Annotated in this window: 20 protein-coding genes; 18 read left to right on the top strand and 2 right to left on the bottom strand. The window is 31.9% G+C overall.

The features are described from left to right. Positions 1 to 240 precede the first annotated feature (240 nt). The 7 genes from Q360_RS0115070 (at position 241) to Q360_RS0115040 (ending at position 6976) form a co-directional block, all read left to right on the top strand. The gene (locus Q360_RS0115070; RefSeq protein WP_027077821.1) at positions 241 to 1008 is read left to right on the top strand and encodes a CPBP family intramembrane glutamic endopeptidase; all 768 of its coding nucleotides are present in this window, start codon (positions 241 to 243) and stop codon (positions 1006 to 1008) included. 187 nt (positions 1009 to 1195) lie between these two features. Next, positions 1196 to 1450, top strand: coding sequence for an autorepressor SdpR family transcription factor (locus Q360_RS0115065; RefSeq protein ID WP_027077820.1), 255 nt, complete (start codon positions 1196 to 1198; stop codon positions 1448 to 1450). Positions 1451 to 1453: 3 nt separating this feature from the next. Beyond that, on the top strand, positions 1454 to 2116 hold the full coding sequence (locus Q360_RS0115060) for an SdpI family protein (RefSeq protein WP_027077819.1): 663 nt from the start codon (positions 1454 to 1456) through the stop codon (positions 2114 to 2116). Between the two features lie 263 nt (positions 2117 to 2379). Next, on the top strand, positions 2380 to 3189 hold the full coding sequence (locus tag Q360_RS0115055) for an AraC family transcriptional regulator (RefSeq protein WP_036196122.1): 810 nt from the start codon (positions 2380 to 2382) through the stop codon (positions 3187 to 3189). A gap of 79 nt (positions 3190 to 3268) precedes the next feature. Beyond that, a complete protein-coding gene (locus tag Q360_RS0115050; RefSeq protein WP_027077817.1) occupies positions 3269 to 4363 on the top strand; it encodes a family 16 glycoside hydrolase in 1095 nt (364 codons plus the stop codon). Between the two features lie 206 nt (positions 4364 to 4569). Then, a complete protein-coding gene (locus Q360_RS23515; protein WP_051554751.1) occupies positions 4570 to 5691 on the top strand; it encodes a serine hydrolase domain-containing protein in 1122 nt (373 codons plus the stop codon). A gap of 256 nt (positions 5692 to 5947) precedes the next feature. Further along, entirely contained in the window at positions 5948 to 6976 is a 1029-nt protein-coding gene (locus Q360_RS0115040; protein WP_027077816.1) for a serine protease family protein, read from the top strand. A gap of 129 nt (positions 6977 to 7105) precedes the next feature. Here Q360_RS0115040 and Q360_RS0115035 read toward each other — a convergent pair whose 3' ends face one another. Then, on the bottom strand, positions 7106 to 7876 hold the full coding sequence (locus tag Q360_RS0115035) for an IS110 family transposase (protein ID WP_027077815.1): 771 nt from the start codon (positions 7874 to 7876) through the stop codon (positions 7106 to 7108). Between the two features lie 384 nt (positions 7877 to 8260). Between Q360_RS0115035 and Q360_RS0115030 the strand changes: the two genes are divergently transcribed. The 8 genes from Q360_RS0115030 to Q360_RS0114995 all read left to right on the top strand — a co-directional run bounded on the left by Q360_RS0115030 (position 8261) and on the right by Q360_RS0114995 (position 15519). Next, entirely contained in the window at positions 8261 to 8767 is a 507-nt protein-coding gene (locus tag Q360_RS0115030) for an RNA polymerase sigma factor (RefSeq protein ID WP_027077814.1), read from the top strand. A 1-nt stretch (position 8768) separates the two neighbouring features. Beyond that, positions 8769 to 9062: a hypothetical protein gene (locus tag Q360_RS0115025; protein ID WP_027077813.1), complete on the top strand. Its 294-nt coding sequence runs from the start codon at positions 8769 to 8771 to the stop codon at positions 9060 to 9062. Positions 9063 to 9617: 555 nt separating this feature from the next. Further along, positions 9618 to 10490 carry a serine hydrolase domain-containing protein gene (locus tag Q360_RS24805; RefSeq protein ID WP_084273466.1) on the top strand — a complete coding sequence of 291 codons (873 nt, stop codon included), beginning with the start codon at positions 9618 to 9620 and terminating at the stop codon, positions 10488 to 10490. 206 nt (positions 10491 to 10696) lie between these two features. Continuing rightward, positions 10697 to 11191: a DUF2867 domain-containing protein gene (locus Q360_RS0115015; RefSeq protein ID WP_169734660.1), complete on the top strand. Its 495-nt coding sequence runs from the start codon at positions 10697 to 10699 to the stop codon at positions 11189 to 11191. Positions 11192 to 11537: 346 nt separating this feature from the next. Then, positions 11538 to 11795 (top strand): hypothetical protein, encoded by a 258-nt coding sequence (locus Q360_RS0115010; RefSeq protein WP_027077811.1) that lies wholly within the window; start codon positions 11538 to 11540, stop codon positions 11793 to 11795. A gap of 32 nt (positions 11796 to 11827) precedes the next feature. After that, on the top strand, positions 11828 to 13360 hold the full coding sequence (locus tag Q360_RS0115005; RefSeq protein WP_027077810.1) for an alpha/beta hydrolase-fold protein: 1533 nt from the start codon (positions 11828 to 11830) through the stop codon (positions 13358 to 13360). Positions 13361 to 13485: 125 nt separating this feature from the next. Then, positions 13486 to 14907, top strand: coding sequence for a serine hydrolase domain-containing protein (locus Q360_RS0115000; protein ID WP_027077809.1), 1422 nt, complete (start codon positions 13486 to 13488; stop codon positions 14905 to 14907). 141 nt (positions 14908 to 15048) lie between these two features. Further along, positions 15049 to 15519 (top strand): OsmC family protein, encoded by a 471-nt coding sequence (locus Q360_RS0114995; protein WP_027077808.1) that lies wholly within the window; start codon positions 15049 to 15051, stop codon positions 15517 to 15519. Positions 15520 to 15714: 195 nt separating this feature from the next. Here the strand turns inward: Q360_RS0114995 and Q360_RS0114990 are convergent, their stop codons facing one another. Further along, positions 15715 to 16089, bottom strand: a complete 375-nt coding sequence (locus tag Q360_RS0114990; protein ID WP_027077807.1) for a Fur family transcriptional regulator — start codon at positions 16087 to 16089, stop codon at positions 15715 to 15717. A 59-nt stretch (positions 16090 to 16148) separates the two neighbouring features. Between Q360_RS0114990 and Q360_RS0114985 the strand changes: the two genes are divergently transcribed. From Q360_RS0114985 to Q360_RS0114975, 3 genes are all read left to right on the top strand, one after another. Next, positions 16149 to 16643, top strand: coding sequence for a DUF2938 domain-containing protein (locus tag Q360_RS0114985; RefSeq protein WP_027077806.1), 495 nt, complete (start codon positions 16149 to 16151; stop codon positions 16641 to 16643). 315 nt (positions 16644 to 16958) lie between these two features. After that, entirely contained in the window at positions 16959 to 17996 is a 1038-nt protein-coding gene (locus tag Q360_RS0114980; RefSeq protein ID WP_027077805.1) for a helix-turn-helix domain-containing protein, read from the top strand. Positions 17997 to 18102: 106 nt separating this feature from the next. After that, on the top strand, positions 18103 to 19335 hold the full coding sequence (locus tag Q360_RS0114975; protein WP_027077804.1) for a serine hydrolase domain-containing protein: 1233 nt from the start codon (positions 18103 to 18105) through the stop codon (positions 19333 to 19335). The last annotated feature ends 4 nt before the right edge of the window (positions 19336 to 19339 follow it).

Genomic DNA, 19339 nt, shown 5'->3' with positions numbered 1-19339 from the left:
ATGGTTTGTCTTTTAGCGTTTGGTTCGGATTATATAAAACCGCTAACAAGACCTATACGTAATGCGGGGCTTGGTCAATATCAAAAGGTTTGCGTATTTTTAGGAGGTCCGCCAAAACAGTTTGATTTGGCATTTAAAGCAAAAAATAAACACAAAAAACTGCTTTAGCTACGTGTAAAGTAAGGAAGATGAGTACTGCTCTGCTCCCGCACTACTAATAGCTTTGGCATTAGCAATAATATGAAAAACGAAATCAAACATAATAGAATCAGTTGGAAAAGAATCTTGATTTTTTTTATCATTGCGACTACAATCTCTAATGTTTTCAGGTTCGATATTTTCGAATTCAAACTAGAATTGGAGAAATTACCAACTTGGATTTTTGTGCTGACTGTTGTTTTTCTTGAAGGAATAGGAGTATTTATTGGTGCATTAATAGCCATTTATTTTTTAAAAAAGAACAAGAAAACGGAAATAACCATATTTGGCACATCAAAACCGAAAAGTCTCATAATGATCGTTATTCCAATCATAATTTTAACAATAATTGGAGTGAAAAATGACTTTGAAATGGACTCGCATATTTATGGATTCATTGCTGTAATTGGAACTTTACTCTATTGCATAATGGAGGAATATGGATGGAGAGGCTATTTACAAGAAGAATTAAAAACACTTAAAACTTGGCAAAAATATTTAGTAATTGGATTTATGTGGTACTTGTGGCATTTGACATTCTTGACCAAAGCAACTATTGGGGATAACTTTTTCTTTTTGGCAATGATGATTCTTGGGAGTTGGGGAATTGGACAAGTAGTTGAATCGACAAAGTCAATAATTGCTGGTGCTTGTTTTCATATGATTATCCAAATTATGATGTTTAATGCTTTAATCAAAAACGGAATTGATGGAACTGAAAAACTAATAATTTCAGGTGTTATAGTTGTTATATGGTTTGTTATTATCAAAAAATGGGAAAAACAAAATACTATTGCTAACAAAGTATAAAAATAATACGGGTTAAGTGCTAAATCAAAAATTTGTGCATATTAACAAAGTCCCCAAAACCTGAAAGTAAGTGCCTTTTAATCCCTTACTATTCTTATAATAAGCGTTCTATGCCATTTGAAATCCGAAAACATTTGGTCATTTGAAATAATATTTAGATATTTATCTAAATAACTAAATAACTGAAATGAATTTACTATTTAAAGCTCTTAATGATGAAACAAGAAGGAAGATTGTAGAATTATTAAAAGAAAGAGATATGAATGCTGGAGAAATTGCAGATAAATTCAATATTTCAAAACCTAGTATTTCTCACCACCTTGAAATTCTAAAAAGAGCAGATTTGATAACAAGTGAGAAAAAAGGACAATTTGTAGAATACTCTTTAAATACGAGCATATTGGAAGATTTAATAAACTGGATACTAACATTAAAAAAATAAAACATGAAACTTAAAAAAGAAATTCCATTAATTGTAATTGTATTACTCCCTTTTATTTATTTAGCATATGTATGGAACCAATTACCTGAAAAAGTTCCTATGCATTGGAATATCAAAGGTGAAATAGATAGATATGGAGAAAAAACAGAACTGTTACTAATTCCTTTTCTCCTACCTTTTCTTGTGTATATTATCTTTTTGGTCATTCCAAAAATTGACCCTAAAAACAAACTAAATAAAATGGGGAACAAACTTCAAACTCTAAAAGTTTTGATGACAACTTTTATGTCTGTTCTAGCTTTGTTTATAATATATTCAGCCAAAAACCAATCTTTCGCTAATCCAAATTATATTGTATTATTAATAGGTGTATTATATATTATTCTAGGTAATTATTTTAAAACAATAAAAGCAAATTACTTCATAGGAATTAGAACGCCTTGGACTCTCGAAAATGAAACAGTTTGGAAAGAGACACATAAATTAGGCGGAAAGATGTGGTTTATAGGTGGAATTATTGTTGTTCTGTCAAGTTTGATATTAGACAAACAGCCGAATTTTACACTATTTTTAATTATAACAGGAATAATCTCTATCATACCAATAGTATATTCCTATCTACTATTTAAAAATGAAAAGAAAAACGGCATAGAACACCGTGTATGAAACATAGCTAGTAAGAGCTAAACCGAAAGGTTTGTGCTTATTTTTAAAGTACCTCCAAATTTTTAATTTGGCTTTTAAAATAGAAAAGATAAAAACAAAATATAAAAATTCTGCTCTGTGTTTATCCGAAAAGTTAGTGTCTTTTTATATGCTACGTTTCATACACAAGACCGTTGCAAATCATATAAAAAACCACAAACAAAAAGAATTAAAATTTGATCACATTTCATTTTGAAAAAGAAAAATATGGATTTAAACTCCTAATGGATTTGCACAAATTCGAAACAAATCCTACCGTATTTTTTGAAAATTCCCTTCATTCTACTGACTTTTTTGAAATTTTCATTTTTGAAAAAGCAAAAGGGTATATTGAGTTAAATGGAGATAGATTAAATATTAGAGAAAACTCCATATTTTTTATTTCACCGTACCAAAAAAAAAGATGTGAAATAGACCTTTCAGATATTAAAGGCTTTCATCTTGTTTTTCAAAATGATTTCTTATCTGATTTTTTTGACGACAAACTGTTTGTATATAGACTTCAATACTTTTACAATTCAAAATACCCGCAATACTTACAGCTACCAAAAAGAGAATATAATAAAATTCAATTTATATTAAATGAAATCATATCTGAAATAAATGATTTTCAAAATGATAGCATTCATATTATCAGGTCTCTTTTATATTTCTATTTATCAAAAATAAACAGGCTATTCTCAAAACATTACAATCTTTCGCCAGAAACGCAAGGAAGTTCAACTGCTTACAGGTTTAAAGAAAAGTTAGAGTTACATATCCGGAAATTACATTCTGTAGCTGCCTACTGTAAAATTCTGAACACCTCCAGACAGCAATTAAATAAGCTTACAAAAGCGTACTTTGTTTGTACTTCTAAAGAAATTATCCATTTTAGATTACTGCAGGAAATTAAAATGGAATTAAGTTATTCCAATAAAACTATTTCTGAAATTGCAGACGTTCTACATTTTAGTGAAGCCAATAATCTTACACGCTTTTTCAATAGGCTCGAGGGTACTACCCCAGGTTTGTATCGTAAATTACCAAAATGATAGTCATTTATTATAAAATGATATGCTCTTTACAAGAATGAAGAGCAACCTTTGCCAGTATTAAAAAATCGAAAATACTATGAAAAATTTATTCTGCTTCAATTTGTTTATCATCCTACTTAGCTTGCAATTATCATATGCACAAAATAACGCCACTGATATTCCTATGAATTCTTCAAACTGGGAAATACATAAAGGAACTTCTACTTTTGAAACATTTGACAATAAAGAAACACTTCTTCTGAATGGCAAAGCTTTTGTGAAAAACAAACAATTCTCAAATGGAACTATAGAGGTTGATGTATACGCCAATAAAAATAGAAGTTTTGCTGGTATCATTTTTAGAAAGCAACAAAACACTATGGAGGAAGTCTATATGAGGCTTCATAAATCTAACCAAGCTGATGCAATACAATACTCGCCAACTTATAATGAAGAGCCTACTTGGCAATTATATAAAGAATACCAAGCCAATGTTACTTTTAAAAATAAGGGTTGGAATACCTTACGTATCGAAGTAAACAGTAATACTGCTGAAGTTTTTATTAATGATGAAAAAATGCTTACGCTAGATAATCTGAGAACGGCAAACAACAATGGAGAAATAGGCTTATTTTCACTATTTAATAATAGGTTTTCAAATTTTAGATTTACTAGTAAAGAGGTTACTAGCAAAGAGGTTACTAGCAAACCTAATAAAGAAACTCAAAACAAGAAAGAATCTAACCTTATATCGCAGTGGAATATTACAAAAGCATTTCCATTTATTGAAGACGAGTTAAGTTTCAACAGTTTTTCAAAAAAGAAATTCGCAACTGTTACAACCGAAAATTCTGGTTTACTTCCATTCTCAAAATTCATTAAAAAGCCATCGTCAGGTAATTTCGAAAAAAACAAAGAAGTCTATGCTGTGGCTTCAACTAGTATTGAATCAAATAACAATCAAGTAAGGCTATTCTCATTTGATTATAGTGATAAAATAATAGTCTATCTAAATGGAACAGCCATTTTTAGTGGTAATAACGCATTTAGATCTAAAGGATTACAATACCAAGGACACATAGATATTAATGCTAACAAATTATATTTGAACTTAAAAAAAGGTAAAAATACACTTCATTGCGCTGTTATCGACAAAGCAAATGGTTGGGGCTTAATTGGGAAGCTCGAATAATACGCTTTACAACACCGTATATAATTTATTGCTAGTTCGCGCTTGCTTACGAAAATCCTCGCAGATTTTCTACTCAGTTTTTATTTACTAAATTAGGTATTTAACTACCCAACAAACCATATACCAAACGTCGGTTGTAACCAATTTGAGAAAAAACGGAACAATTCTTGACATTTATTCTTTTTTAATTTAAAAACTAAAACGCAATGAAAAAGATTTTATTTTCCTTATTACTAATAAGTATATTAGGTTTTTTTAGTTCAAAAAGTGCTGAAAATTATCATAATAGTGATAGTCTATCTGAAAAAATCGAAACAACGCTTAAAAACCACGTAGATAATGATGATTATCAAGGAGCTGTTCTTGTAGCAAAAGATGAAAAAATACTTTTTAACAAAGCTTATGGTTTTGCAAATAGAGAAAAGAAAATAAAAAATACTACGGAGACCCAGTTTTTGATTGGTTCTCTAACAAAATCATTCGTAGCCGTCTCTGTATTACAATTAGTTGAAGACGGATTATTAGATTTAAATGAACCTATTAGAACGTATATTCCTGAACTTAAAGATAACCTAGGAAAGAATTTAACACTACATATTCTTCTTAAACATCAATCAGGTTTTGTACCTCATTTAGAACGAATCGTTGATTTTGAAGATAAAGATGTAAGCTCTCAAGAAATTATTGAAATAATCAATACATCTTCTCTCTTATTTACACCTGGGTCTGAATATCAATATTCTAATCTTAATTACACGCTGTCAGCAATTGCAATCGAGAAAGTAACAGGTAAATCATTTGCCCAAGTTTTACAAGAAAAAACATTCAAACCACTAAAAATGTACCACTCTGGTGTTGAAAGAAAATCAAAATATCCAAAAGAAAGAGCAAAAGGCTATCGAAAAACAACTTTTGCGATTAAAAATGACGAAAATATAGTTTCTTATGCCTTAGGCTCAGGAGATATATTCTCTACTGTTGAAGATTTATATAAGTGGGATCAAGCCTTATATAATAATACACTATTATCCGAAAAAAGCATATCCCTGCTGTTTGATGGAGAAAATTCTGAATTCGGTAACTATAGTTATGGTTTTCGCATTACAGAATATCAAAGAAGAAAAGGTAATAAGAATGGAACCTTAATGAGACACGGAGGAACTATGGATGGATTTATGTCTAATCTACATAGATATTCTGACGATAGACTAACTGTTATCATACTAGGGAATATGAGAACTTTTCCAATTAGAAAGATGACACGTGAATTAAAAGAAATAGTATTGGATTTAAAACCCGAAGATAGAATTAATCTAAAATTAGAGTAATCAAACTGGTTAGAACAATGGCTATAATTAATAAGGGTTTTGGGACTTAACCTAAAGTTTCGTGCTTTTATACCAAGTCCGCCAAATCTTTTTTATTTGGCTTTAGAACAAAAAAAATAAAACAAAATAAAAAGTTTTGGCTAAGTGCTTAATCGAAAGTTCAGTTCTCTGAACTCCCGTACTAACCATAGCCAAAACGTTACCAGCTATTAAGCAACCTTGTAGAGAAAACTGTCATCATATAATTTAATAAGAAATGAAAACAAAGTCTTTAATTAACCTGATCTTGGTAGGTATATTTGTCTTTTGTCAATCTTGCTCAAAAGACAATGATAATCCTAATCCGATTACTCCGCCCTCGTCAATTGATATAGTTGGACTTTCCAAAATCGAGGATATATTAAATGGTGATAATCAAAATTTAATTGACTTATTGCATATCGTTAGGGGTAGTGTTGGCAAAAAAGGTCCTGCATCAAAAACTATTTGGAGCAGAAAGAATGACTATGGTTTAGGTTTATATATTAGTGCAAATCATGTTTATAATATTAGTGGCTGGAGTTCCAGAGATGCTGAGTTTTTTGACATAACTTCTGAAAACCTTGGAATTTTTGAAACTTCACAAATCCCGCCAACTAACGGTAATATTGTTTGGGGAAATACTTTGATAGCAGATTTTCCCTTGATTCATTTTGATATTTCACCGTCTGCTACCAATACCAATATATTGCCATCTGAGGATTTTTATTTGGGGATTATTGATAATCAACGTGTCGAGCAAGGTGACTTTCCACAATATCCAAACTTAGTCCAAATCAATACTCCTTTGGATATGTACGATCAATATAATCGAACGAAACTTGACCAAACCTGGAACATGCCTTATGATGGTGAAAATGCAATGTTGGTCGGTTATCCTCAAGATAAAGAGAATTACCCAAATGGAGCAGTCGCTATAGGAAAAATTCTTTCGGACTTGGAAGCTGCAACAATAATTAATGAATGGAAAGTTGCCGGAGAGTCTGAAGGTGATATTCCTTATAATTCTCTGGTTGAATTTTTTGTAGAAGCAACGGGATTAGCTGGAATGAGCGGTGGCGGTGCCTTTAATTCGGATGGACAATTACTTGGCATTATGGTAAGAGCGAGCGATGCGGAAAATGCTCCCAAGGTAATCAGAGTAGTGAAAATAACCCATATTAAATCTAAATTGACCGAGTTCTATAATGGTTTATCTCAGACTGATAAGGAAAAAATAAATTCTTTGATTAGTGGAGAAATTTAAAAATAACAGTAGGTAACAAAGAACTGAGGTAAAAAACAACTCTTTTCTTCATTAATTCAAGACACTAGTATTTTAGGCCCATAGATTCTCTTTAATGATTCTTTGAGCTTTATTAAAGATGATTTTCAACTACTTTACTCGCAATACAGAAACATAGGTTTCATTGTAAGGCTTACCCGATTTGGCTATAGTAAAGCTTCGTTTGAGCAGTTTGATCGATACGGCTATCAAGGCAAGTTTCTTGCGCTCGCCCTTGTTCACGATTCGCTCATATACTCCTTTACAGGCCTTGTTGTGTTTGCAGGCATTGAACGAACATAAGAATAGTAGATTCCTCAGCTTTCTATTACCAATCTTGCTAATTCTACTACGGCCTCTGACACTACTACCAGATTCCCGTATGGTTGGGGTGATACCAACATAACTACATAGCTGAGATACTGTTTCGAACTTCTTAAAACCATCCGTACAAACAATCAAAAAAAGAGCCGTTCTGATTCCGATACCAGGGATACTAGTTAGTACCGTCAGCTGATGTTGCTGGTCTTGTTTTACCAAAGAAAGAAGCTTCTCTTCAATTATTACAGCATATTTACAAATGGCCCTGGCATCGCTCTTGTCCGTTTTCACTTTGGCCAATTTCATCTGTATAAAACGCTTTACGGATAAGGGATTCACAACCGATACCGTAATCCCATTTTTATAGAGAAACTGTGCAAGACGATAATGGTAATAACCAGTTGCTTCCATAACAACCAATGAAGTATCCGGTAACGCTTTAAGGAACTTCCGAAACCCAGATTCATCATTTTTATACTGATCGTGTCCTACGGTACTACCATGTACATCAAAGACATCTTTACTGAGGTCGACTCCGAAAGTTTCGTTATATTTATTCATACGTACTATTGTATGAAGGAACCAGCTACTTCTGCTCACAACAACTTGAAAACGAGATCTAAAGTCTCACAGAACTGAACGTGGTCTAAGTAGTAAAAGAGCGGGGATTATCAATGTTGTCGAAGTCTAGTGCTTCACCGTGTACAGTAACATTAATGCTCTCTTTTGTTCTTTCTGATGTATATCCTAAAAGTTAAGGAATCAAACTTAAGATGTATATAGCGCATTAAAACGCGCCATATACTAATCGTTGGCATTCATTAAACCTGGCAAAAAAATCTACCATAAAACTGACTAACTGAAAAATAATTGAATTTTCTTGTCATATTTTCATAACTCTTGTCACTAAGGTTAATAGAGAACAGGAAATAGAAAAAAAATAATATGCAAAAAGAAGAAGAACAACTATTTAATCAGATTCTGGAAGACAATAAGACCCGTATTTACAGAATATGTCGAATATATGCTATTTCACCAATTGAACCACAAGATCTTTTCCAAGAAGTAGTATTTCACATTTGGAAGTCATATTCAACATTTAAAGGAAAATCTAATATCAGTACTTGGGTTTATAAAATTGCACTAAATGTATGCAATCGTTCTAAAGTGCAGTTTGCAAGCTTGAACAACAAAACCACGCGATTAGAATCCATCCAGTTTAAGCTTTCGGAAACTATTCCAGATGCAATTGAAGAGATAAAGTTCAAGGCACTACGTGAATGTATTTCCCTCTTGAATGCAGTTGATGGGTCAATTATTATTTTGCATTTAGACGAACTGCATTATAAAGAAATAGCAGCAATAACAGATTTGACTGAAAATCACATTGCTGTAAAAATGAAAAGAATAAAAAAAATATTATTGGATTGTATAACACCTAAATTAAAATAAAATGGCAAAACAGGAACAAAGAGAAACTTGGCAAGACATAAAAGAAATATGGGGAAGTTCATCCTTAGGAGAAAAAATTAATTTTCAATTTTCAACTTTAATTGAAGAATTAAAGGCGAATACGAGTCAATGGGAAAAAGATTCAATTAAATCTGATGTAACAAAAATCAAATCGGCTTGGAAACAGTATAAAGGAAATGTGAGCCAATGGGAAAAAGACTCAATATCTAAAGATGTATCCAAAATATCTCAATTATTAAAAAAGTTTCTCAAAAAATTAAAAAGAAAAAAATAGTACCAATTATGAAAAAATTATATCTACTAGCTTATTTGTTTTGATTGCAAACATAACATTTGCACAAACTGAAAAACCTACTTACAAAGTCGTTGTAGATACCTTTGAAAAAAACTACAATACCAACAATTTTGAAGTTATTTTCTCTATGTTTTCAAGCGATATGAAAGTAGCAGTGCCCTTAAATAAATTAACACCCTATTTAACCAATTTGAAAAAACAAGCTGGAAACATAAGCAAATGAGAATTTGTAAGTTATAAAAACGAGCGTGTTGCGGTTTACAAAATAAATTTTGAAAGCGCCATTTACGCCCTAAATATTTCTTTAGACCATAATTCTAAAATTAATGGTTTTGCTGTAACACCTTTTGCAGAAGAAAATACTTCAGAAACTGTAATAAATAATTTATCTATTAGAGAAAATAGTATTCCAAAAAGCAATCTCAATTAATATTTGAAAACGCTAAGACTTTTCCTGATCAAACACAAATTTCGATAGCTTTTATCAATAATGGAAAAGTGAGTTAATTCGGCACAAAAAAGAATAATGATACCATTTCGACAATTGATAATCATAAAAGTGTCTTTGAAATAGGTTCTGTCTCAAAAGTTTTTATATCCACGCTACTTGCTAATTTTGGTATGGACGGAAAAATTAAACTAAATAATAATGTCAATGATTATTTAAAAACACCTTTTCATAATAATATAAAAATAGCGTTTATCAATTTAGCGAATCATACTTCTGGACTTCCTCGTTTGCCTTCAAATTTAGATTTAGCAAAAGTAAATATTGAAAATCCATATAAATATTACAAGGAAAAAGAATTGGAGGAATATCTAATAAACCATCTTGAATTGTCAAATAAAGGAAAATATCAGTATTCAAATTTAGGAGGAGTATTAATGGGGTACACGTTAAGTAAAATTGGAAATACTACTTATGGAAACCTATTACAGAATAAAATATTTTCCAAAGACGAGATGCAAAACGCAACAGCAGATATTAATAAAGTAAAAGGACATTTAATAAGAGGAATAAATAATGAAGGAAAAGAGATTCCAAATTGGGAATTTTCAATTTTTGCTGGTGCTGGTGGAATACTATCAACGCCAGAGGACTTATCGAAATTCGTTATTGCTCAATTTAACACTTCAAACAAGGCTTTAGAATTGACAAGGCAGAAAACCTTTGAAATAAATGACACTATGGATATTGGTTTAGGATGGCATTTATTAAAATCCCAATCTAAAAACATTTGGTACTGGCATAATGGCGGGACAGGTGGATATTCATCATCAATGGTATTTGACGAAAAGACAAAAAACGGTATAGTTATACTATCAAATATATCAGCATTCAATCCCAATATGGGAAATATTGATAAACGTTGTTTTGAGTTAATGAAAACATTGGAAAAAGCATAACGACATGCCAACACAGTATATAATTTATTGCTAGTCCTCGCCTACTTAAGAAAATCTTCGCGGATTTTCTATCTGTGATTTGTTTACTAAATTAGTTGCTTAAACACGCAACAAACCATATACCAAACGTTGTGTGTCATTAGACCGAACAGAACTTAATCTCCATGTTAATTCAGCGAGGTAAGCAGAGAAATAAGATTTCAATTATGATTAAAAAAGTAATAGAAGACAAAATAGCATTAACAGATAATCAAAAAAGTTTACTGCTAAAAATTGATTTTTCCGATACTTTTTCTACAACTAATCACATAAACAATATAGAAGAGATTACGAACTTGGTTTTTAACACAACACCTAGGTGGGTTAATTCATTGTTCACAATACGAAATAAAGTTGCAGGCATATTTGGATTAAAAACAGAAGTGCCAAATGATTACAATGAGCATTTCAAAATTGGCGGATATGTGAAATTCTTTAAAATATTCTCAATTTCAGATAATGAAGTAGTTTTAGGGGCAGATGATTCTCATTTGAACTTTCGTGCATTAGTTAAGAATGACAAATCTGATTCTTTTAACATTAAAGTAATCACTCTGGTGGAGTACAATAACTTTAAAGGGAAAATATATATGGGAATAATAAAGCCATTTCATAGACAAATTGTTAAAAGAATGGTTAAGAATGCCTACAAAGAAAAATAACAAACACGCAACTAACCTTATACAAACACGTTAGCGGTAATATGTGCTAAGAAGTAAGATAATCTTCGGGGCTTTCCCTTTTTTACTGCTTACCCTATAAAAGACCTGCCCATTTCGCAAGCAGAACGTTTATAAGAGCAACAAAAAATCTACGGTACTAGTTTCATTGGTTCATCTTTTAAGTGTGGCCTAGGCTTTAAAAATAGAGCAGCTTTCGGGGTTTTCCCTTTTACCGCCAAAACGCAAGTGTTGCGCAATCGATATACGGACGGACTTTTGGCTTGTCGGTATTTATAAACCTTCTATACCTCTTAATTTTTTTATGTCTACTTAGGTGTATCACTGCATGTTAAAAGCGGTAAAATCTAAGGGTAATATAGGAATAGCTTGTCTTTTAGCGTTTGGTTCGGGTTACATAAAACCGCTAACAAGACCTATCCGTAATGCGGGACTTGGTCAATATCAAAAGGTTTGCGTATTTTTAGGAGGTCCGCCAAAACAGTTTGATTTGGCTTTTAAAATAAAAAATAAATACAAAAAAACTGCTTCAGCTAAGTGTAAAATAAGAAAGATGAGTACTGCTCTGCTCCCGCACTACGTATAGCTTTGGCGTTACCATTTATAAAAAAAGATCAGATGTATTTAAAAAATTTTCTCATTCTGTTATTACTTGTTATAGCCAATCAAAAAGTAGCTGCACAACAGGTATATGTAAAATTATCATTTTCCATTTCTGTAAGTGATAGTCTTAAGGCATCCTTTAAATCTGATGGAAGGTTGCTATTGTATGTCTCAGAAACGGATGAATCTCAGCCCAGATACGCCTCAGTTTTTAATGGCAATGGATCAACCTTTGGGATGAACATAAAAAATTGGGATAAGAATCAAAACAAGGTCTTGGATGGCAGCAATGATTGGTTGAAAACTCCTGAATGGGGTTTTAGGGCTGTTCCCCATGGAGTCTATTATATACAGGCCGTTTGGAATCAAAACATGGATTCTGAATCGCGAAGTAATACTCCGGGCAATTTATATAGTGAACCCATAAAAGTTAATACACAAGAATTACAAAATATTGAATTAACCTTATCTAAGACCATACCCCAAAGAGAATTAGAAGACCATGAGTTGGTTAAATTCTTCGAGATGGAAAGTAAGGTGTTATCCAAATGGTGGTCCAAATCTATGCGTGTAAAAGCATCGGTGCTATTACCCTCTGGCTATAACAGTAATCCCGATGAAAAATATCCTGTTCGTTATAATGTAGCGGGTTATGGAGGTCGCTACACAAGAATCAATTCCCTCGTTAAGCGTAAAGAGTTTATGTCTTGGTGGACTTCAGTAGAGGCGCCACAAATCATTACTGTTTTTCTTGATGGCGAAGGTCCCTATGGAGATAGTTATCAACTTGACTCAGAAAACAGTGGCCCATACGGGGAGGCTTTAATTACAGAATTGATCCCAAAAATTGAGAACCAATTTAGAATGGATGGAACTCCTAATACTCGTTTTGTTGATGGTTGCTCCACAGGTGGGTGGGTATCACTCGCCTTACAACTTTTTTATCCGGAGAGCTTCAACGGGTGCTGGTCCTACAGTCCCGATCCGGTCAGTTTTGAAAAGATGCAGCTTGTTAATATTTATGAAGATGAGAATGCGTTCTACAATGACAGGGACTATATACGTCCGAGTATGAGAGATCAATATGGCGATCCTCTATTTTCAATAAAACAAGAAATTAAAGAAGAAAATGTTCTAGGAGCATCAAATACGTTCGTGACTTCCGGAGGGCAATGGGGAGCCTGGAATGCACTGTACAGTCCTAAAGCTGACGATGAATTACCGAAACCGATTTTTAATCCTATAACCGGGACAATAGACAAAGAAGTTGCTGAGCACTGGAAGAAATATGATCTGCTCCTGTATACTTCTGCTAAATGGGCTGAGCTTGGGCCCGAGCTTAAAGGAAAAATACATATATGGATGGGTGATATGGATAACTTTTATCTGAATAATTCTATGAGAGATTTTGATGACTTCCTGACAAATACTACAAACCCTACGTCTGATGCTGAGATTGAGTTTACACCAATGAAAGGTCATTGTACCAATTATTCTCACAAGAAAATCTTAAGCGAAATACAGCAAAAGTTAAATAATATGAAATGACAAATGGTAACAATGTATATGATTCATACCCTTCGGGATAATGATCATATACTAACCGTTATCTGCAAGCTGAAAAAAATGTAACATTCAAATTATCCAATCGTCATTAATCAAAGAACAATCATATGAAAAAATTATTATTTCTGATTCCTTTAATAATTGGATGTTCATCACCTAAAGAAAAATCGGATTATGAAAAACTTTGTGAATATGAAGGGAACTATGAATATGTAGATAAAACTACGCTCGACATTGTAGCGTCTGAACTTGACACAACACTTTATGCAATCGTAGATAGCGCGAAATACCCTTTAAAACATATCGCCTTGGATAGTTTTACAAATATTCAGGATGTTCCAGTCGTTTTTGAACGAGACAAATCCAATCGAGTTAAAGGTTACAGAACTGACGGACTAGAATTTAAACTAATTACTTCCAAAATTGAAAAAATGGAAATGTTCCCGAGAAAAGAATTATTACATAATCCTGATAGCTACGTTTATCACAAACCAAAAAAAACCACAGATGGACTAGAAACGGGCAGTTTAGAAGATGAATTCAAAAATCCCGAACCTATAATCAATATGGTCAAAGAAACCATAAAAGGAAAATTTCCCGATGTTCACAGCATCTTGATTTACAAGAATAACAAATTGGTACTTGAAGAATATTTCTACGGTTATGATGAAAATACACCGCATCAATTAAGGTCTGCCACAAAACCGTTCATTAGCGGAATTCTTGGAATTGCCGTTGAGAAAGGATTAATAAAAAGTGAAAAAGAAAAACTCTTGCCCTATTTCAATTCGAGATACCCAGAAATAGCCAATTTGGATGACAGAAAAAAAGAAATTACTATAGAAAACTTCTTAATGTACCGACACGGTATGGACTGTGAAAATAATAATGTTGAAAGCAAAGGAAACGAGCAATCAATGATGGAAAGCAAGGATTGGGTAAAATACACTCTCGATTTACCGATGGTCGCAGAGTCTGGGAAATCATCATCCTATTGCACAGGTTGCGCTTTGACTTTAGGTAGTTTAGTTGAGATAGTAACAAATAAAAACATCGAAGATTTTGCAAAAGAAAACCTATTTACCCCCTTGGGAATCTCAGATTACGCTTGGACTTTTGAACCGAATCAGGCTAGTAGAAATAATTTTAGTCAAATGTATATTACGTCTAGGGACTTGATAAAATTAGCGAAGCTATTTAAAGATGGCGGTAAATGGAAAGACAAGCAAATAATTTCCGAAAGTTGGATTAACAAAACATTTGATATGGACGAAGGAGATTATGGGTATTTGTGGGAACATAAATATTTTGTAATTGATGGACAAAAATATAATTCGTATTTAGCTTCGGGTAACGGTGGACAAAAAATCAATATTTGGCCCGAACTGGATATGATTACCGTGTTTACGGGCGGAAATTACAATTCATATGCACTTTATGGGGAAAGTACACCACCAAACAAAATGATACCGAACTATATACTAAAGACTGGAGAAAAGCCAGCAGATAACAATGTATATAAAAAATAGGCGAAATAGTAGTACATTCAAGGCTTTTGGCTCGTATCAAACTTTGTGCTTATCCGAAAGTTTCGTGCTTTGTAATCGCCTACTTTTCATATACTAACCGTTGTAAGCCATTGGAAAAAACCAACAAAATTTGAACTAAGAATGAAAAATCATCATTACAAAATCAAAATTGAATGGACAGGAAATGAAGGAAAAGGAACTCTGAATTACAAGTCGTTTAATAGAAATCATAAAATCATAGCTGACGGAAAATATGGTGAAATAAACGGTTCTTCTGACCCTTCTTTTCTAGGAGATAAAACGAGATATAACCCAGAAGACCTTTTTTTATCTTCCTTATCGTCATGTCATATGCTTTGGTATTTGCATTTATGTTCTGTAAACAAAATTATTGTGACTGAATATTTGGACAACGCAACAGGAATAATGGAAGAAATTGATAACGGAAACAGCAAATTTACTGAAGTAACTCTAAATCCTAAAGTAAAAATAACGGACGGAAGTATGATTGAAAAAGCGAACGAATTACACGAAGAAGCTAACAAAATGTGCTTTATTGCTAATTCTTGTAACTTTAAAATTAGACATAATCCGAATACAACTGTGGAATAAAAACGGCTTACAACAGTGGCTATAGTTAATACGGGTTTTGGCGCTGTACCCAAAGTTTAGAGCTTATAAACAAGTCCGCCAAATCTTTTGATTTGGCTTTAAAGAAGAAAAGATAAAACAAAATAAAAAGTTTTGGCTAAGTGCTTAATCGAAAGTTCACTACTTTTAATTCCGGTACTAATCATAGCCTTGACGTTATGTGCAATTTGAGCAAACACCAGAAATTACACCATTGAAATTTTCTAAGACATAATTTTTTGGTAAATCAATTTTTATTTCCGACTCTAAACATTCGACTTTTCCACAATTTTTGCACCTAAAATGAAAGTGATTATGTTTATGTGTTTTTTGTTGGCAATTAAAACAAAAAGCAAAATATTGCTTTCCGTCATCACCTCTGACTTTATGAACGATTTTATCTTTACAAAAACGATTAAGTATTCTATAGATAGTCGCCCTATCCATATTATTTGAGATTTTTTCTTGAACCATATCGTGACTTAAAGCTAATTTAGATTCTTTAAGTATTGAGTATATTTCATCTGTTGATTCTGTTTTTCTTCTTTTCATTTAATGCGACTTTGTTGCAATAATAAAAAAATATTATATATTTACCAAAAAAAAACAAGATGCAAACACTAATAAAAATTATAGTAATCGGAATTGGAGCAACTTTAACAATGGATATCTGGGCATTTATATTGAAATTGTTCAATATAAAATCTTTGGATTATAAGTTTTTAGGAAGATGGGTAGGAAACCTAACAAAAGGAAAAGTGAGGCACAACAAAATATTTGATACAACGCCATTTCCTTATGAAAAATTAATAGGCTGGATTGCGCACTATGCGATTGGAATAACTTTTGTTTTTTTACTTGTTTTAATTTACGGAAAGGAGTGGGTTGAAAACCCAACATTAAAGCCGGCAATATTAATTGGTTTAGTTACTATAATTGCACCATTCTTTTTAATGCAACCATCATTTGGTATTGGAATAGCTGGTTCAAAATTACCTGCCCCAAACATAGCACGATTTAAAAGTCTGATAACTCATTGTTTTTATGGATTTGGAATATATTTATCTGCATTCGGTTTGAACAAAATAATAGAACTGATGAAGTAAAAACTGCACATGTCACAGTATAAAATTAATTGCTGCTTTTAGCTTTTTTACGAAAGTCCTCGCGGACTTCCTATCTGTGATTTATTTACTAGCTTTAGTACTTAAAACATGCAACAAACCATATACAAACACGTTGTAAAACATTTGACTAAAAAATTAAACCTGGTTTACAGTTTAAATAAATGATGACTAAAGAAATTATTGATTGTTTTCTTCTTAGTGGCAAATATTAAAATTCATATAGAACCTCTAAGCGATCTATTAGGTCATTGCCTCTTATGTTTCTGCCTATAATTATTCTACCAAAAGATGTGAATGGAAAGCTTAGATATTATTTTAATTATAATTAGTGGAGCTGGATTAATCCATGGTATTCTAATCTCATTGTTTCTGCTAACGAACAGAACAAAAAATACACTTGCAAAATCATTGATGGCTATAATGCTGCTATTAATGGCTTTAAGGGTAGGTAAATCAGTATTATTTAATTTTGTTAAAGATGTAGATTTCTTTATTATATTTATTGGTTTGTCTTTTTTACTACTAATAGGCCCATTACTCTACTTTTATATTAAGTCTCTAACAATTCCTAATTACCAACTAAAAAAAACGAATTTCCATTATTTTTGGCCATTCGTGTTAATGCTTATCATGAGTTTTCTTGCTACCGAAGAATGGTTTATTGAACACGGTGAATTTTGGGCTTTTATCCTTCTGGCTTTTGTGTATAGTCATTTAGCTTTCTATATTTTCAAATCTTGGCAAATCGTAAAAAAGATATTAAAAAAAGAAAACCATACATTAACTAAATCGCAAAACACAGTACTAATTTGGTCAAGATATGTTATCGCTGGAGTACTGATCATATGGTTTAGCTATATTCTAAATATTTTCGAAGATAGGGTACCTTATATTTTAGGCCCAATTATATACAGCATCACCATATATATCCTCACATTTATTGCTTTTAAATTGGGCGTTATTAATTATGATGGAATGGTTTTTAAAAGTGATTCAAATGATAGTAGCTTGTTTAAACGTATTGATAATGTCATTAGAAAAGACAAACTCTATTTGGATTCAAATTTAGATTTGAATAAAATTGGAAAAATTTCATCATTAAGTATACATCAAGTGTCTCATATTATCAATGAAGAAACAGGTTATAATTTTAATAGTTATATCAATAAATTTAGGATTGAAGAAGCGAAAAAAATCATTTCTAATGATAAAGAGAAACGGTTTACGATTGCTTCAATAGCTTATGATGTAGGTTTCAACAGCATGTCTTCATTTAATTCGGCTTTCAAAAAAATTGAATTCAAAACACCTTCTCAATATCGAGATGCATAGTCTTACGTCTGACGAATTTATAAATTCGTCTTTGTGATTTATAAATACTTGCTTATTTATCTTTATACATAGGTTCTTTTTGTGGTATTAATATAAAACAAACACTATGAGAAGAGCACTATTTTTATTTACAATCGCATGTAGTTTCTATCAATCCACGGAAGCTCAAAATCCAAAATTCGAAAATTTAAAAACGATTGACACTTGGTTACAATCAAATATAAATGACAATAATTTATCTGGAGCTGTAATTTTAATCGCAGACAAAGACAATATTTTATACGCAACAAATAAAGGAAAATCCAATTTAGAATCTCAAAGAGATATGGAGGTCAATGACTACTTTAAAATCGCATCACTTTCAAAAGTTATTACAACTGTTGCCATCATGAAATTATATGAAGATGGCAATTTTGATTTAGATGATCCTATAGAGCTTTATCTTCCAATTTTTAAAGACACCAAAGTGATTATTGAAGATCGTTCTTCTGAAAATTATACACTTGAAAGCACTGAAAAAAAAATAACCATTAGACAGCTACTAAATCAGACTGCTGGTTTTGCTTACGATGGCCCTATAATTTCAAAACTGTACAAAGAGAAAAGTTTGTCTTTTTCTAATCCTACACACGAAAGCCTTTCTAGCTTTATGAAAGATTTAAGCTCCATGCCAATTGTTCATCAACCCGGAGAAAAATTCACCTATGGCCCATCTACAGATGTTCTTGGATACTTAATTGAAGTTGTTACTAATCAAAATTTAGAAATTTACTTAGAACAAAACATATTTGAGCCTTTAGGCATGGTTAGTACAGGTTTTGATGCACATCGTCAAAGCATTGATAGATTAGTTAGAGCATATTCAAAAAAAGGCGATAGCCTTAAAGGGATTAACAAAGAACTCGATTTGAAAAAAGAGTACAAAACAAAAGTATTTATGGCAGGAAGTGGATTAATTTCTACAGCTTCAGATTATATAAGGTTTTGTCAAATGCTTCTCAATAATGGAATCTATGAAGACAAACGAATCCTATCAAGGAAGTCAATTGAAATGATGACTACAAATCAAATTGGAGGCATTGATTATCCTAAAGGGTTTTATCCTATTTTAGGTAAAGGCAATAAGTTTGGATTTGGTCTAAATATAATTACCGAGAATGGAACATTTAATGAATGCTATAGTGAAGGTAGTTATTATTGGGAAGGTGCTTATTCAACTACGTTTATAATTGATCCCAAAGAAGGCTTTGCTGCTTTGATGATGACACAATTAGGAGGATGGCACTCTTTGAAAGTTAGAAAAGACTTTAGAAAATCTGTATATAAGACATTAAAATAAAATA

Origin of the sequence: Maribacter antarcticus DSM 21422 (assembly GCF_000621125.1) — a bacterium.
Lineage (GTDB): Bacteria > Bacteroidota > Bacteroidia > Flavobacteriales > Flavobacteriaceae > Maribacter > Maribacter antarcticus.
This window is presented reverse-complemented; position numbering and strand designations above follow the sequence as displayed.

Coding starts and splice junctions, on each gene's coding strand:
- Q360_RS0115070 (WP_027077821.1), top strand. CDS start 241: ATGAAAAACGAAATCAAACATAATAGAATCAGTTGGAAAAGAATCTTG.
- Q360_RS0115065 (WP_027077820.1), top strand. CDS start 1,196: ATGAATTTACTATTTAAAGCTCTTAATGATGAAACAAGAAGGAAGATT.
- Q360_RS0115060 (WP_027077819.1), top strand. CDS start 1,454: ATGAAACTTAAAAAAGAAATTCCATTAATTGTAATTGTATTACTCCCT.
- Q360_RS0115055 (WP_036196122.1), top strand. CDS start 2,380: ATGGATTTGCACAAATTCGAAACAAATCCTACCGTATTTTTTGAAAAT.
- Q360_RS0115050 (WP_027077817.1), top strand. CDS start 3,269: ATGAAAAATTTATTCTGCTTCAATTTGTTTATCATCCTACTTAGCTTG.
- Q360_RS23515 (WP_051554751.1), top strand. CDS start 4,570: ATGAAAAAGATTTTATTTTCCTTATTACTAATAAGTATATTAGGTTTT.
- Q360_RS0115040 (WP_027077816.1), top strand. CDS start 5,948: ATGAAAACAAAGTCTTTAATTAACCTGATCTTGGTAGGTATATTTGTC.
- Q360_RS0115035 (WP_027077815.1), bottom strand. CDS start 7,876: ATGAATAAATATAACGAAACTTTCGGAGTCGACCTCAGTAAAGATGTC.
- Q360_RS0115030 (WP_027077814.1), top strand. CDS start 8,261: ATGCAAAAAGAAGAAGAACAACTATTTAATCAGATTCTGGAAGACAAT.
- Q360_RS0115025 (WP_027077813.1), top strand. CDS start 8,769: ATGGCAAAACAGGAACAAAGAGAAACTTGGCAAGACATAAAAGAAATA.
- Q360_RS0115015 (WP_169734660.1), top strand. CDS start 10,697: ATGATTAAAAAAGTAATAGAAGACAAAATAGCATTAACAGATAATCAA.
- Q360_RS0115010 (WP_027077811.1), top strand. CDS start 11,538: ATGTTAAAAGCGGTAAAATCTAAGGGTAATATAGGAATAGCTTGTCTT.
- Q360_RS0115005 (WP_027077810.1), top strand. CDS start 11,828: ATGTATTTAAAAAATTTTCTCATTCTGTTATTACTTGTTATAGCCAAT.
- Q360_RS0115000 (WP_027077809.1), top strand. CDS start 13,486: ATGAAAAAATTATTATTTCTGATTCCTTTAATAATTGGATGTTCATCA.
- Q360_RS0114995 (WP_027077808.1), top strand. CDS start 15,049: ATGAAAAATCATCATTACAAAATCAAAATTGAATGGACAGGAAATGAA.
- Q360_RS0114990 (WP_027077807.1), bottom strand. CDS start 16,089: ATGAAAAGAAGAAAAACAGAATCAACAGATGAAATATACTCAATACTT.
- Q360_RS0114985 (WP_027077806.1), top strand. CDS start 16,149: ATGCAAACACTAATAAAAATTATAGTAATCGGAATTGGAGCAACTTTA.
- Q360_RS0114980 (WP_027077805.1), top strand. CDS start 16,959: ATGGAAAGCTTAGATATTATTTTAATTATAATTAGTGGAGCTGGATTA.
- Q360_RS0114975 (WP_027077804.1), top strand. CDS start 18,103: ATGAGAAGAGCACTATTTTTATTTACAATCGCATGTAGTTTCTATCAA.